The sequence below is a fragment of the Cupriavidus sp. H39 genome, assembly GCF_050271075.1.
GTDB lineage: Bacteria > Pseudomonadota > Gammaproteobacteria > Burkholderiales > Burkholderiaceae > Cupriavidus > Cupriavidus necator_B.
Window position 1 is genome coordinate 63,916 of sequence record NZ_CP189847.1, and the last position, 14,025, is coordinate 77,940.

12 protein-coding genes are annotated in these 14,025 nt (G+C 60.6%); 1 reads left to right on the forward strand and 11 read right to left on the reverse strand.

All coding sequences use genetic code 11. The annotated features are described in order from the left end of the window. Positions 1–441: 441 nt before the first annotated feature. A complete protein-coding gene (locus ACOCMH_RS12575) occupies positions 442–1,842 on the forward strand; it encodes a replication initiation protein (RefSeq protein ID WP_427308500.1) in 1,401 nt (466 codons plus the stop codon). 65 nt (positions 1,843–1,907) lie between these two features. Here ACOCMH_RS12575 and ACOCMH_RS12580 read toward each other — a convergent pair whose 3' ends face one another. The 11 genes from ACOCMH_RS12580 to ACOCMH_RS12630 all read right to left on the reverse strand — a co-directional run bounded on the left by ACOCMH_RS12580 (position 1,908) and on the right by ACOCMH_RS12630 (position 14,024). Continuing rightward, positions 1,908–3,635 (reverse strand): ATP-dependent helicase, encoded by a 1,728-nt coding sequence (locus ACOCMH_RS12580; protein WP_427308502.1) that lies wholly within the window; start codon positions 3,633–3,635, stop codon positions 1,908–1,910. 374 nt (positions 3,636–4,009) lie between these two features. After that, positions 4,010–4,876 carry an ATPase gene (locus ACOCMH_RS12585; protein WP_354673980.1) on the reverse strand — a complete coding sequence of 289 codons (867 nt, stop codon included), beginning with the start codon at positions 4,874–4,876 and terminating at the stop codon, positions 4,010–4,012. 61 nt (positions 4,877–4,937) lie between these two features. Then, positions 4,938–5,555, reverse strand: a complete 618-nt coding sequence (locus ACOCMH_RS12590; protein WP_427308504.1) for a DUF4400 domain-containing protein — start codon at positions 5,553–5,555, stop codon at positions 4,938–4,940. A gap of 3 nt (positions 5,556–5,558) precedes the next feature. Further along, on the reverse strand, positions 5,559–5,849 hold the full coding sequence (locus tag ACOCMH_RS12595; protein ID WP_354673978.1) for a hypothetical protein: 291 nt from the start codon (positions 5,847–5,849) through the stop codon (positions 5,559–5,561). Continuing rightward, positions 5,824–6,330, reverse strand: coding sequence for a hypothetical protein (locus ACOCMH_RS12600; RefSeq protein WP_354673977.1), 507 nt, complete (start codon positions 6,328–6,330; stop codon positions 5,824–5,826). Before ACOCMH_RS12600 ends, ACOCMH_RS12595 begins: the two co-directional genes overlap by 26 nt. Positions 6,331–6,338: 8 nt before the next feature. Then, positions 6,339–8,195: a conjugative transfer system coupling protein TraD gene (gene traD, locus ACOCMH_RS12605; protein WP_427308507.1), complete on the reverse strand. Its 1,857-nt coding sequence runs from the start codon at positions 8,193–8,195 to the stop codon at positions 6,339–6,341. Beyond that, positions 8,195–9,451: a TraI domain-containing protein gene (locus tag ACOCMH_RS12610; protein WP_427308509.1), complete on the reverse strand. Its 1,257-nt coding sequence runs from the start codon at positions 9,449–9,451 to the stop codon at positions 8,195–8,197. Before ACOCMH_RS12610 ends, traD begins: the two co-directional genes overlap by 1 nt. Continuing rightward, complete coding sequence (locus ACOCMH_RS12615) at positions 9,451–10,500, reverse strand: type IV secretion system protein (protein ID WP_427308511.1); 1,050 nt, start codon at positions 10,498–10,500, stop codon at positions 9,451–9,453. The genes ACOCMH_RS12610 and ACOCMH_RS12615 overlap by 1 nt, the downstream gene beginning before the upstream one ends. Continuing rightward, positions 10,497–11,234 carry a conjugal transfer protein TrbJ gene (locus ACOCMH_RS12620; protein ID WP_427308512.1) on the reverse strand — a complete coding sequence of 246 codons (738 nt, stop codon included), beginning with the start codon at positions 11,232–11,234 and terminating at the stop codon, positions 10,497–10,499. The genes ACOCMH_RS12615 and ACOCMH_RS12620 overlap by 4 nt, the downstream gene beginning before the upstream one ends. 10 nt (positions 11,235–11,244) lie before the next feature. After that, positions 11,245–13,701 carry a VirB4 family type IV secretion system protein gene (locus tag ACOCMH_RS12625; RefSeq protein WP_427308514.1) on the reverse strand — a complete coding sequence of 819 codons (2,457 nt, stop codon included), beginning with the start codon at positions 13,699–13,701 and terminating at the stop codon, positions 11,245–11,247. Then, positions 13,695–14,024 carry a VirB3 family type IV secretion system protein gene (locus tag ACOCMH_RS12630; RefSeq protein ID WP_115666829.1) on the reverse strand — a complete coding sequence of 110 codons (330 nt, stop codon included), beginning with the start codon at positions 14,022–14,024 and terminating at the stop codon, positions 13,695–13,697. Before ACOCMH_RS12630 ends, ACOCMH_RS12625 begins: the two co-directional genes overlap by 7 nt. Position 14,025: the final 1 nt, after the last annotated feature.

The window sequence follows — 14,025 nt, forward strand, 5'->3', positions numbered from 1 at the left end:
TTTGTTTGGTTTTTTTTGAAGTAAACAACCCAACTAACAAACAGGAAAAACAAATTCCCTTTGGGGTCAACCGCTTAGGCCCAGTAAGGTGAGGTGCAATGTGCCAAAAGTGAGGTTTGTTGTGCCGCAGATGTGCGGTTAGTTGTGCTGCGATGGTGAGATGCATTGTTATCCAAGGTGCGGTTCCTTGTGAAAGCGCGGCGATGGTGAGGTAAGTTGTGCGCAGCCTGTGGATATGTCTGCTGGCCCTCGGCTACAAGCTGAGCGCAGCAATCGACCCGGCCGTGCCCTGGTGAGATCCTTTGTGCGTGAGGTGAGGTTCATTGTGTTAGCGTCGCAACGGTCCCGCTAACGGACGACTAAGGTGAGGTTCATTGTGTTGAGCCACCTCACCATGACGTGATAGAGTCTGCCGAGCCTAAAACAAGCGGGATCACAAGTATGGCGGCCGAGAATCCAACGGAGGTGAAAGCGAGGACCACGCCTCGGCAAATGGCGCTCGCGTTGTTCGAAGATATGTTTGACCTCGGCACGTCCATTAGCGAGGCGAACCGAGAAATCGGATATCAGCGCAACAATTTCTTCACGGAAATTGTCAACATGGGCCTCGCGGCGCGACGTTTCCTGGATGCCGCCTACTTTATCGTTGCGCAAGAACCCGAGGCCGTTGACCAGTACGACGTTGAACTGAACTATTTCAAATGGCTGATGCGGTATGACAGCCGTAACCTGAAGCATCTGCGCACCATCGCCGATGAAGCCCAAAACGCGAAGATTCGCGTGACCAACACGCCGTCGGACCGTGAACCGGCAGCGGATGACATTTGGGTGCAAGTGCAGTTGATCGGCATGGTAGCGATGCATCGTGGTCGTATCCGCTTCGATGTGCACCACAGCCTCATCCCGCATATACGGGATCCACGCAAGTCGCACTGGCTAAGCTTGCGGATTTCGACAGCTTTCACCCGCAGTTTGGCGCGAGCCATCTACGACAAGGTATTACCCAGCGTGCCAGCAGGGCGCACCGACTGGATCAAGCTTGACGAGATGCGAACCTGGCCGGGGAAGATGGGCGCAAACGCCAGCATCTTCAAATACTTCAAGCGCGACTGGCTCGAGCCGGCAGTCAGGGAAATCAACGAGATCTCCGACATTGAACTGTCCTACGAGACCCGGACGGAATCGACGTCATCGAAGAAGGTGGACCGTATCCGGTTCCTCCTCAAGCGTAAAGACACTGCCGATGCAGTGATGGCCAGCCTGTCGGACGCGAGCCAGATCTACAAGATCCTGAAGGACGAGTTCAACCTGTCCACGCGACAGTTCACCGAGATCTCGGATAACCGGGACACATGGAACGATGACCGCATCCTCCAAGCGATTGAATACACGCGCTTCAAGCTCAATCGCGGGCAGGTAAAGAAGAGTCCGTCGGGCTATCTGATGAAGGCCTTGCGTGACAACTGGCGCATGTCCGAAGCCGAACGAACCATGGTTCAGGTCCAGACGAAGCTGCTCACCGACGAAACGGAGAAGGCCGCTGCCAAGGCCGCAGTGCAGACATCTGTCGAGCGCAGCGTGGCATCACGAGACGATGAAACTCGTGCGCGTATGAACGAAGAGTCGCGTCAAGGGAAGGAGCATTTCGCGGCTTCTGATGCTAAAGCGAAGCGCGAGCATATTCGAGCTTGGCTTGCATCTAGGGAAGGCAAGCTGGTGCTGAGGAGAATGAAGTTAGAGGCATCCTCTATCACCGAAGACATTATCCTTACTACGCCTGATCTGGCTTGGTACTTGGGACAGTTTGTGTTCGGCAGACTCAAGGCCGAAGTTGCCCAATGAGCGACAACGCGGATTAGTTGGGCTCGCTAAGCGTTGACGGGATTCAACCTCTAGGTACCTTCAGGCTATGCCAACCCCGCCTCAACAACGAAGCGAGACGTTGGGTTCTTCTTCGCCGTCGACATCCGCATGAGATTCTGCGCCCTGGTCATTCCGACGTAGAACAGCCTGCGCTCCTCGGACTCGACGCTGTTGTCGTCCGGGATAATCGTCTCTTCACAACGGATCAGCACGGTGGCATACCACTGCAATCCTTTGGACGCGTGCATTGTAGTCAAAACGATCGCATCGGACGCCGGTTCGTTATTTCGGCGTTCTAGGAAGCTCAGACGCTCTTCAAAGGCTCCCCTTAGATTAAACACAACGTCATAAGCGGTGTTGATGGCGCGCTTGGCGCGATCAACAGTCGCCAAGCCGAGCATCCACTCACGGACCCCATCCAACACGAGGGAGTGAAAGCCTCTAGCAGTGAGCGAGCCCCATTCGGACAGTCGCTTAAGGAAGTCCCGGTATTTGTCGGCAGAGCGCTCCGAAAGACCCAAGGCGACCAGCGGTTTCTTCTTCACCTCCTCGCGTGTCTCGTTCATGTGAAGAGAATCATGCAACAGTTGCCGTTCAGATTCATCGAGTCCTGCGAATGCGAGAAGGCTCTCTAGGCTTGCATCGGCTGGTCGCTCAAGCATACGCAACAGGCTAGCAAACAGAGCGGCTTCAGGCTGATCCAGTATCGACTTGCCAGCGGCCCGGTAGTACTTGATCCCATGGGAGCGGCATATTGCTTCTACCGGATCGAGTATCCGATTGGTCCGCGCGAGGATCGCCGCGGTGTATCCGCCTCGCAGTAGTGGCACCAGGAACTCGACTGCTGCAACCGCCTCCTTGTACTCGTCGTCGTATCGGAAGAACTCAACGGACCCGCCGGGCCCGCGATGTGCCACAAGTTCCTTGTCGATCCGATCGTTGTTATTCCGAATGACCCGGTCAGCCAAGCTTAGAATCTCGGACGTCGATCGGTAGTTCTTTCCCAGAATGACCTGGCGTGCATCAAATTCGGTCGCAAACGCGCTCATACCGCGATAGCCCAGCGCAGACCGCCACGCAAAGATGCATTGGTCATCGTCTCCGACGATGCAAGTGACCGCACCGCTGCGGGCGTGTATCGCGGTCCAAAGGCACTGAAGCTCATCACAGTCCTGAAACTCGTCGACGAGCAGGTAATTGAGGCGATAGGGTGCAATGGTGCCGCCTTCCATCCCTTGCACGGCAAGGCGCATCAAATCCTGGAAATCCAGGCGCTTGCTTCGCCCCAGCACTTTCTGATACGCATGGTAGAGACGGCTTTCAGTACTTCCGTCTGCTGGCTCATGCAGGTTCATCTTGAGGCGATCGATCAGTGCGGTAGCCTCTTCAAGCTTCATCTCCAGCCCAAGGTCGTGGAGCACCTGACTGACCATTGCAGCACGATGTCCTTCTGACGCAATGTCCGGGCGCTTGCCATCGGGTGTCGCCAACTGGCGATAAGCGAGAGAGTGGAACGTGCCGGCGAGCAGCCTACTCTTTGCGGTCCCGCCCGCGAGAGCAAGAATGCGCTCACGTAGCTCAATAGCAGCGTCCTTGCTGAAGGTTACGGCTCCGACCGTTACGCTAGGGTCAGCGAGCAGCACAGCTGCCTTCGCCGCAATCGTCGCCGTCTTTCCGGCGCCTGGCACGGCCACCGCGACGCAGTGCTGACGCAAGTTGACCACCTCGCGTTGGGCAGGGTTCAGTCCTTCCAATACCTTGTCGAGCGACATGGCAATTAATTGTGGCAGTAAGTGGCACGTGGTGCCGGTTCAAGACCGCAAGTCCCTCGAAGTGGTACCTCGGGACAGATTGTCAGCGGCTAACGGATCGTTAGAAGTGGCACATGGTGCCGGTTCGAGACAGCAAGTACCCCGAAGTGATACTTCGGGACAGATGTCGGCGACTAAGGAAACGTTCGAAAGTGGGAGCAGGCCCCAGTTGGCCGGACTAAGTTTCAGGGCGTTGGCTGACGCAGGATGCTCCCCGACACCGTGCTACAAGGTGGCACTTGCCCTTTCAATGGACCTTGATGCCACTTGGCCCCAGATGCCAAGGGCAGGGCGCGCTTGGCGTCTCGGCACCACGACGAAGACTTGCGTGAGAGTCACACACCGCGAACGGTCGTCATGAGCTTCAGATGCGTCGTGTAGCTACGCAGCCCCAGCGGCTGGAACTTGCGAAGAAAGCGTGTCACTTCCTCGTTCACGTCGGTCATATCACGAATGCCATTCCAGACCATGAAATCGAACTGATCCATGGCCTGGTCGAACTTGATCAGCACCTGTAGTGCACGAACAGCGAATCGCGAGAAGGCCTGGACTTCGATATCGACGGAAGGACGGGTGATGGTCGGCTGGAAAATGATGTCGTCCTTGGCACGCATCTCATTCTCCCGCTGCTCCCGGTAAGCGGCCGCTACGCGCAGCTGTTCATCGACATAGTCCTCCAACTTGGCGAGTTCGCGCTCCAGGAAGGTCTCGATCGTCGTGAGCTCACTTCGGGAAAACGTCGACTGCCCGAAGCGCTGCAGGTTGAGCGACATGCGGTTCATGTACGGCCACCATTGCTCGAAGAGCGGACGTAGGCGGGTATGGTTGAGCTTCAGGCTGACGGCAACCACTGCCGCGCCGGCGAGCTCGCGATCGAGGATCTGCCGACCGAGTTCACGCCGGCGGCGCACGATAGCCTGGCGGTCCTCCGGCGACAGCTCACGGAACAGCTTGCGTGTCCGCTCGACTTCAGCCTTCTTCCTTTCGAGGTCGGCCGTCGAGATCAGACCCTCCTTGCGCAGCGCGTTGGCCGACGCCTCCATCTCGAACAACTCATTTTCGACGTCGTCGACGCGGTCTGCAGCGCCTTCGGTGCCGCCGTCAGAATGCATCGGTGCACCGGCAGGGGCTTCCGTCGGTACAGTGGGCATATCGGCCGCAGCAGCAGGCGACTCGGCAATGGACAGTTCTGTGGTGGTCATTCATTTCTCCTGGAGTGGCCAGCATTCGAGGCCATTGAGGGTCATAGAGACTGGGTGTCGGCTACTTGCCGACATGGAAAGACGCCGCAAGGCGCCAACTGAAGAGGCCCACGAGGCAGACGGCCAGCGTCCACCAATGGGCCATCAGGGAAACCGGTAAGAGCAGGGCGGTGGCGCCAAGGCCGAAGCACAGCAGCAAGCCGTGGGCCGCCACGTGGAACGTGACGGGGTTGGCGAATCCGGCGCCCGCGGCGCGAATCTTGCGCGACACCGCCCCATCGTTAAGCAGGGCGGCGAATAGGATGAACCCGCCGAGAAGCCAATGATGGGCGACGGTCGCGCGATAGACAGCCCGGTATACGGTCAACCAGAATCGACGCATCCAGCCACGGCCGAACTCGGATGCACCGGCATCCGGCAGCGCTGTGTCGGCATCGGAGCCGGCGAACGAGGCCTGCAGGGCGCCGGATTGGACAAACCAGCGATCGAACCGGGCATTCGCCAAGGACGCGGCCTCGCGCGCGCTGGCCGGGCCGATCCAGTCCGAAACCGAGGCCTGTTCGGCATCGCTGACTTCGAAGGCAGCATCGTTCTGGATGAACGGAACCAGCGCGCAGAGCATCAGTGGCGACACCAGCAGCCATACGCGGACGTGGGAGACGAATCGGGAGCTGGCCATGGTTCAGGCCCAACGCAGCAGAAGCAGCAGCGGGAGTGCCGGGATGGCGATAAGCGCGCCCCAGAAGACCACCGGCTTGCGCGCGGCAATGCTGATCAGGGCGAAGCAAGCTGCAGCATTGCCATGCCTGAAGTGTTCGGGCACCGGCCCGGATGCGGGTTGATTGAGCCACGCCTGCATCTCGCGTGCGAGCGCGAGATCGACGCGGAACATCCGCGCCGTCCACCGGACCGGGGCCTCGCGCAGGCGTGCCAAGGACAGCGCGGCCTTAGTGTGAATAGTCTCGAGCGACATCGTAGGTCTCAAAGTAGCGGGTGAAGCTGTAGCCAGTCAGGACGCGAGCGGCAAGTTGGAATGCGGCGCACCGCTGCGAGATGTTTCCCGGCACGGGTTCGTCGACGACCTGGCAGATATAGCCAGCGGGCTGGCGTTGCTCGAACGCGGGGATGGATTCATGGTACGGATACCAGACGTTGTATTTTTCGCCCTTGAAAGCGGCGTAGCGCTTCGCGTAAAGATCATGGGCGCGCGCGAACAGACCCTGCATAAAGGCGACATTTGCATCGCCGTGCTTGCGTGCCGCGCGCCACGCAGCGATGGCGTCCGTCAGCATCTCCTTCACCAGCGGTTCGTCGCGCACCCGGAAATTCACGCCGATGTAATCGACCACACGGGTGCAGACGTCATCCAGGTCGGGAGACACGATGAACATCGGTGAGAGCTTCGCCGAGAGCTTGTATTCCTTGACGATTTGTCGGAACAGGGTGGAGGGCATTGACCGTATTAGTCCTGGATAATTGGAATTCGACCCTGGTAGACGGAGCCACCAGAGATGCGCAGGAAGTACTGCAGGTTTGGCAATTGCATGATCAGCTCATGCGGAATGAGCGGCGCCTTCTCGAGCTGCATCGAGCGGGAGACCGAACCGCTGAACTCGCCGACATGAGCCTCGGTCCCGGTGCTGGTGCTGCTCGACACGACGATATTCCGAATCGCGGTCGTGCCGGCCTTCTCGGAGAACCACTGTGCCGTGTCGATATCTTCCAATCGTAAGACGATCTGGTTGTTCAAATTGCCCAAAACCTGCTGCATCTTGGCGACGTTTCCGAGCTTCGCCGTCATATCGGAGCGTGTCTGATAGGCGACAAACGCCTTGAAGCCTGCTCCGCGCCCCTTGTTCAGGATCTGCAACATCTGCTCGTTGATCGCCTCGGCCGCCTCGTCAATGATCAGCACAACCTCGGGCGGCTTGGCGTAGAAGTTGTAAATCGCGCCGGCTACGGAAGCGATGTCCGCCAGCAGCATCGACATGACCGCCTGAGCCACCAGGGAATTCGAGAGCGAGTCCGCGCCAACATAGAGCACGGCCTTCTGCTTGATGACCTTGTCGATGTCCCAGATCTCTCGGTTGTCGTCGAAATCATCGGCCTTCGGGGCGAGCATCAGGCCCGTCTCGCCGGTGGACAGCATCTGCAGCAAGGGCAGGGCGGAGGCGATGATCCGGCCGTAGTGATCCCGATCGTGTTGGAACGTGGCGATCAGGCCGTCGATGGCCTCATGGCCTTGGCCCTTGTTCGAGAAGCGCTCGATGTAGAGGCGGACCATCGCATCGAGCTTCGTGCCGCCGGCGCGCTGACCTACCTGCTGCATGTAGCCAGTGACCTCTTCTTCCCAATCTGGCTTGCCGGCCTCTGGAAAGAAGCGCTGGAGGGCGCTGTCCAGCAGATTGTTGATGCCGTTCTGGGCGTACTGCAGGATCGAGCGGAGGTTCGGCTTGTCCCCGACGTACAACTCGCCCTTCACCGCGCGGTCGATGAACAGGAAGGCGAACTGCCGGAACGGGCCTTCCTCCATCAGTTGCGCAATGCGAGTGGGGATCTCCGACGGCTGCGACCAGTTTTCCAGCGGATTCAGGCGGATTGATTGCGATGGCGCCGCCTGCTTCCAATAGAGGAACTTGCGTCCCGCGCGCTCGCACTCCCGCTTCACCCGAGCGGCCCACTCGGCGTCGTTCTTCGGGTCCACCACGATCAAAACGTCGTTCGGATTGTGGATCACCTGGGTCGAGATGACCTCATAGGTCCGGGTCTTGCCCGCGCCCGTCGTGCCGCTCACCGACGTGTGGCCGGGCATCGCCTTGTAATGGAAAGGGATCGCTATCTTCCGTGGCTCCATGCCGTGAATCCATGACTTTCCCTGCGGAGACTGGTCGGCAATGCTTCCAGGCGGGGCAAACAAGGACTCCACTCGCCCCACCACGGACTGCGGCAGCCACCGAGGCAGCCCCGGAATGTCGCTCGAGGGCATGCGTAGGATGTCGTGTGCGATCTGGCAATGCTTCTGTGTCCACTCGAAGCCCGTGCCGAGATACATGGCGTTCTCCGTTTTCCGCATTTGCACGCTGAGTGCCAGCAGCTTGCTAACAGGGATCACGGCGAGCCACTTGGTCGAGATGGCAAGGCGGAACTTGAGCGCCCGCCAGACCTGGACCGAGCGGAACAGGAACATTGCCAGGCAGAACAGGGAAAAATACCCCGCTCCCGGCATGCCACTGGCAAGCATGAGCACCGCGGCCAGCAACCATCCGGTCGCCGCGCGGAACTCGTAGATTGGGCGGAAATGATTGATGTAGTGGTGCATCAGGCGTCCACCTCGTTGCCGGCGGATTGCGGCCGCGTCGCGATCAGGTTGGCTACCTTGTCGACCAGCAGGATGTCCTGTCCGACGATCTTGTAGAGCAGCTGGAACTTGCGAAGGTTTCCGATGAGCGTTTCCGAGGCGATGCCGTAGTTGCTCAACATGCGCTTGCTGATGGCGAGCCGGTCGTCGACCCAGGACACCTTCACCTTTCCCGCCGCCACGTCCTGGGCCAGGGCCCGAAAGAACTCGCGCATCAGGTTCGATGCCCCGGCCAGTGCCTCCTTGAACGGATCTGCGGCCTGTTCTGGCCGGAGCGATCGCGAGCCGTCGAGCTGGACGGCGCTGGGCGCGGCGTCGCGCGGCGCTTGTGCTGTCGCTGGCGCTGCCGGTTGCGCGGGAGAGGGGGGCGCGACCTGTGTCAGGGCTTCGGTCGGCGCCTGGGGGTTGACAGGCACGGTCGCTGCGAGCTGTTCGGTTGCGGTCGTGACAGGCGGCTTCGCTTGGGCCGTGGCATCGGCAGCGGCACTCAGCAAATCCGCCTTCGGCGTTGGCGTCGAATCCGGCGCGAAGGCAGCGCGCCGCGCCTTGACTTCGAACTGCGTGACCGTGTCGATGGCTTGCCGCACAACCTTGTGCAGGAGTGTCTCGAGTCCGCTGGGTCGTTGCTCGGGATTGATGGCGCCGAACAGTTCGGCGAGGACCTGGCCGTCGAATCCGGCCAGGCGCTCAGCGCCAAGGATCTCGCGCGCGAGCAGCGCAGTGCGCATGCGCTCGATGGGAAGCGCGGTTTCTCGGCGCGTGACACCATACGTACCGCCCCCGAGCCATGGACCAAATGCGCCATGAATGGCGGGAATCCATTCAATGCCATCGCTATCCCGATGAAACTGAAAGTGCCGGCATGGCTCATCCAGCCGTGAGCAGCAGGCGGCGAGGAACAGGGCATACAGGTACTGGGGTTCCAGCCGCCTGCGGCGTTCCGACGTCTGGTCGGCGGCGAACTTCTGTGCACCGGACAGGCGCATGGCGAAGTAGGCCGCTTCCACGGTGGCGCGGAACGCGCCGCCCGCCTCAGCGTGCTCGCCGGGACGCAGCGGCATGCTGGAGAACCACGTGGCACAGCGTTCCAGCACATTGAGCCACTTGCTGGCGAAGTCAGCGCTTTCCGCCTCATTTGCATACTGGCGGATCAGCGCAACACGATCGGCGAACGACGCCAGCAGCGCATCTGTCGGCAGGTGGGCGTGTGTGTTCATCATTTTCCAGCGAGCTTGTTGCCGAGGTTCCAGGCGCCGCGGCCCAGCATCTTCATGCCGCCCGTGGCACCCACGCCGCCACCGGTCCCGAAGAGGGAGCCTGCGATCTTCGGGATCTCCATGGCAACGAAGACCAAAATGATCGCGGTGCTCAGCGCATAGCTGGCCGCGATGGTCGTGTCCGTGCCGACCTTGCCAACGTCCGTCACCATGCTGATCAGCGACTTGCTCACCAGCTGCGAGATAATGGCTGCCACCACCATGTACATCGAACCGGTGACCATGTAGTCGAGCCAGGCGTTAAAGAACCGCCGGGAGATGTCAGCCATGCCGAAGGCCACGGCAAGGGGACCGACGACAATGCCGATTGCCACCAGCAGATGCCCGACAAGGATGAACCATGAGTAGATCAATGCGGCGATCAAGACGGCGATGAAGGCGAAGGCAAACAGTATTGCGGCGACGAGGGCGTCAACCAGGGACAGCGGATTGAGCAGACCAGCTTTCAGCGTCGTCACGATGGAGTCAACAAACTTTCCGCCAGTGTTCGCGAGGGATGCCGGAAGGTTATAGACGCTCACGCCGCCGTTGATCGAGTCGGCAAGGTGGGCAAACCAAAGGAACAGGCCGGAAGAGAAGCTGGTGTAGCTGGCAAAGAGGGCGGAAAAGATCCCGAGTACCAGCAGCGTCTCGAAGAGATCCGTCCAGGCGCTGACGGGATCCGAGGTGGCTGCGAATCGTAGCCCGGCCAGGACCAGTGTGATCACTCCCAGCCCGAACGCGATCTTGTTGGCGTCCTCCACCGTGGTCTGGCTGAGCGATGCGGCGGCCTGAATCAGGCTGCTGCGCATCCCGTCAAGTCTGGTCAGCGTCTTCATGATCCCCGTGGCAATATCCCCCGGTTTGCCAGCAGTTGCCGCTGCCACGGGCGGATTGCCGCCGGTCGCTTCCTGGGCATTGCCTGGCTGCGGCAACAGGCAAAGCGCGGCGAGAAGCAGCGCTACAAAGCGCAAGCGCACCCAGACTCCCATGGTCGACATCCCGATCATTTGAGGTTCAGGATCTTCTGACGCTGCTGGTCCCGCTCGGCTTGCAGGCGCCGCGCCGTGTCGAGCGACTCGGTTTCAACCGCCAAGGCCTTCTGGTCCTTGTCGGCATCCGACTGCACCTTGGCGCTCATCATCTGCAGCAGGTCGGAATTCTGGTTTGCAAGGACGTCGAGCATCTCGTTGGTCGCTTCCGCCGCGGCCTGCGCCGTGCCAGTGAGCTTCATTTCCTTCTGGATCTTCTGGCGTCGCTTGGCCTGCGACTGGACGTTCTTGACCACCGAGTTGCCCAGGTCGAACAGGTTCTTTGCGGTCTTGTCGCCATTTGCCAACAGGGTGCGTTGATCCTCGAGCCACTGCCCGCTTGGCTTGCCGGAAGCCTTGACCATGCTGCGCACCTTGGACAGGTAGTCCGCGTTATCGGAAACGGCCCCGTAGAGGTCGTTCAGAGTCACGCCGTAGAGATCGAACTTGCCGATCTCGTCCTTGATTGCATCGAGCTGCTCGGTCAGATGGGCCGGGTCCATGCCAGTTGCCTGCAGCAACTGGTTGGCCATCATGCGGTACTGGTAGGCGATGTTGGTGTTCTCGTAGATCTCGGTCTTGAGCGACTGCAGTGCCGTCCTGGTCGTTTGCACCAGGTTCGCGACGTCAATGACCGGAAGCCCGCCGGCGTGAACACTCGTGGAAACTGCGAGGCTTGCCACCAAGGCAGCGCGGACAATCCAACTTTTCACGGGTCTCTCCTTATGCTGAACGCGCGAGCATCTCGCGCACGTAGTGTTGTTGCCAGTCGGGTGCGCCAGAGGCGTAATGGCGGTCGAGGATCGATTGCGCGACGCCGTCGGACCTGAGCATCGCAACCATTTCGTCGGAGAACGTGCTCTGCAGCATCCGGGTCTGTGCGCGCGTGATCCACAGATAGTCCCGGTTCGGGACCGCGTCGTTGATCATCTGGATCTGATCGTCGGTCAGGCCAAACTTGTCTTTGTAGAGGTCCTTGCTGGTATTGGCCTGGCTGTTCGGCAGGTAGATCAGATTCCCGACGTTGTCCTTGAGAATTTCGAAGTCCGGTACACGTTCGAGTTGACGCAGCGACTGCGTAGCCATCCAGACAGCGCCGTTGAGCTTCCGGATGGTGGTAATCCAGGTCTCCAGCCGCTTGTAGAACCGGGGGTGCTGGAAGAAGAATCCAGCCTCTTCGACTTCGATGATCGTGTACCTGAGGCCGTCCATCGACTGGCTGATCCGATAGAAGGCGTAGTCGGAGAACAGCACGGCCGCGCGTGGATACTTTTCGAAGAGGTCGCCCATCTCGACCGAGAGGTTGTCGCTGACGTCGAACGCGTCCTCCGCGTGGTCAAAGAAGTGCCCATACTGCCCGCCACGCAGCCAAATTTGCAGCCGTTCACGCAGGCTGTCGTGCAGCAGCGTGGCCAGCCGCCCGAGGGTCCAATGCTCACGCGGGTACTCCGCAAGAATCTTCACGGCTTCGAAGATGTCTTGCGACTGTTGGGGGCTGAGCGAGAAGTCCTCGTCCTCGAGGGCCAGCGTCACCCATTCGGTGACGTAGGTGAAGTTCGCGGGGCTGTTGAGTAGCGAAAGCGGGTTCACGTGTGTCGCCGCCTGGAACTTGCCGGTGACGTCGACGAACGCGCCGCCGCCGAGCAAGGTAGGAATGCGGGTCGAGCGGTCCTTGTCGAAGCGGATGCGTCGCGCGTCGTGACGCCCTGCCTGCGAAACCAGGAAGTTGAGGAACACCGACTTGCCCGCGCCGATGGGGCCGATGATGAGCAGGTGTCCGTTGCCACCCGGCTGGTGCAGGTCAACACGCTGCGCCGTGCGATGACGCGTGGGCAGACAGGTGAGGGGAGGGACTTCCTTGCCGGCCTTGTCGGACAGCCACGCATTGCGGGTTGGGCCAGGCATGACGGAGCGCACGGGCGCCAGGTCGGACACCGCGGGTGTCTCGACGAACTGAAGTCGACGCTGCTTGTCCCATCGGCCGGGCAGGGTGCTGTTCCACGCGGGCATCAGGTTCGCCTTCTCACGGATGGCGCCAAAGCCGGCGTTGGTGAGCGCGCCGACCACCTCGCCGACCGAATCTTCCAGGGCCGCTTCGGTATCGCCATAGACCACAATGGAGATGTTCGCGAAGCCGTGCTGGGTGCCTTCGGCCGTCAGACGCTTAAGTGCCCTGCCCGCTTCCTTGGCGAGTTCTTCGCGCCCTTCGTCGTTCTCGGCTTCTTCCTTGGCAAAGTACTGCTTCAGGATCGCTCGCACATTGAGCGCTGCCATCTTGTAGAAGCGCCGGACCTTCTCGATGTAGGCCGCCGCCCGTGCCGTATCGAGGAACCGGTACATGATGCAGACGTCGAGCTCGGCGTCGATCTGCATGAGGCTATCCAACGCCGCTTCCTGGAAGCTCATCCATTCCTTGACGGCAACGATTGCGGCGTAGCGTTTCCCATGGGCGGATTCGAACAGGAGCCGCTCGGAACCGACGGTGACTTCGGATTCCGTCAGATGCGAATCGAGAAGGGTCACCGGGTATCGGATGCGGCGGGACGGCACGCTTGGGTTGGCAGCCTGGTGCAGGACGGCGTAGCTGTCCTGCATGACCAATCGGCGCGTACGCAGGCGCGGCACGCCCCCTGCGAACGCATCGAGCATGGATTCGAACCGGCGCGCGTCCGTCGTCAGCTTCTCCATGTCGAAGGCGAAGGCGCTGCGTGCAAAGAGGGTGTCTTTCGTCGCCTCGAAGATGGCGGCGATGACCGACTTGCCCCCCACTGTCATGTGGTAGCCCGTCTTGTCGAAGAACTTGGCGATGCCGCTCTCCGGGGTATAGGCAAGCGCCAGGGAGTGGCTATTGTGAAAGTACTTGCCGGTCGTGATGTGCGCGCGGTTCAGCGCATCCAGCCGGGCGTCCGCCTGCGCGGAGAACTCGCCTTCGATATAGTTCCGCGCGCGCCGGTGGCTGACCTTCCACCATGCGGTGATCCGGTTGTCGAACGATCGGCAGGCCTGGTCCAGCTGGTTCCGGGCCGACGTAATGTCGTTGCTGTCGGGGCTGTCGGCATCGACACCGAGGAATTCGTAGGTCGCAAGCAGCGACCCGTCCTTGTTGAGGATCAGCTCCGGGGTGATCGAGGTCAGCCACGGCGCGATCTCGTAGAGCGGGCGGCGTTTCAGATTCAGCATGGCAGATCGCTGTCGAATCCGTAGGGGCGGCGGAAAAGCGTACCCAGCTTGCCGTGCCAGGGAATCGATTCGTACACGTCGCCGTAGTGGTTGTAGACGTTCAGGATCTGGTTCCACCAGGGATCACGGCTGGTGAGCCAGCGCAGGAGCGCGTGAAAGGCCATGCCCATCACCACGACGGCCACCGGGATCTTCCATCCACTGCGGAAGGTCACGTACACCAGCAGGGCGACAACAGTGCCATTGGCGATCGCCAGGCCGCGCACGGCCCCGCCGATCTGGCGCGGCCGGGAAAGACCGATGCTGACGTGGTGTTCGCGCATG

Excerpts from the sequence above, each read along its gene's own strand:
- ACOCMH_RS12575 (WP_427308500.1), top strand. The coding sequence starts at position 442 with ATGGCGGCCGAGAATCCAACGGAGGTGAAAGCGAGGACCACGCCTCGG.
- ACOCMH_RS12580 (WP_427308502.1), bottom strand. The coding sequence starts at position 3,635 with ATGTCGCTCGACAAGGTATTGGAAGGACTGAACCCTGCCCAACGCGAG.
- ACOCMH_RS12585 (WP_354673980.1), bottom strand. The coding sequence starts at position 4,876 with ATGACCACCACAGAACTGTCCATTGCCGAGTCGCCTGCTGCTGCGGCC.
- ACOCMH_RS12590 (WP_427308504.1), bottom strand. The coding sequence starts at position 5,555 with ATGGCCAGCTCCCGATTCGTCTCCCACGTCCGCGTATGGCTGCTGGTG.
- ACOCMH_RS12595 (WP_354673978.1), bottom strand. The coding sequence starts at position 5,849 with ATGTCGCTCGAGACTATTCACACTAAGGCCGCGCTGTCCTTGGCACGC.
- ACOCMH_RS12600 (WP_354673977.1), bottom strand. The coding sequence starts at position 6,330 with ATGCCCTCCACCCTGTTCCGACAAATCGTCAAGGAATACAAGCTCTCG.
- traD (WP_427308507.1), bottom strand. The coding sequence starts at position 8,195 with ATGCACCACTACATCAATCATTTCCGCCCAATCTACGAGTTCCGCGCG.
- ACOCMH_RS12610 (WP_427308509.1), bottom strand. The coding sequence starts at position 9,451 with ATGAACACACACGCCCACCTGCCGACAGATGCGCTGCTGGCGTCGTTC.
- ACOCMH_RS12615 (WP_427308511.1), bottom strand. The coding sequence starts at position 10,500 with ATGATCGGGATGTCGACCATGGGAGTCTGGGTGCGCTTGCGCTTTGTA.
- ACOCMH_RS12625 (WP_427308514.1), bottom strand. The coding sequence starts at position 13,701 with ATGCTGAATCTGAAACGCCGCCCGCTCTACGAGATCGCGCCGTGGCTG.
- ACOCMH_RS12630 (WP_115666829.1), bottom strand. The coding sequence starts at position 14,024 with ATGCGCGAACACCACGTCAGCATCGGTCTTTCCCGGCCGCGCCAGATC.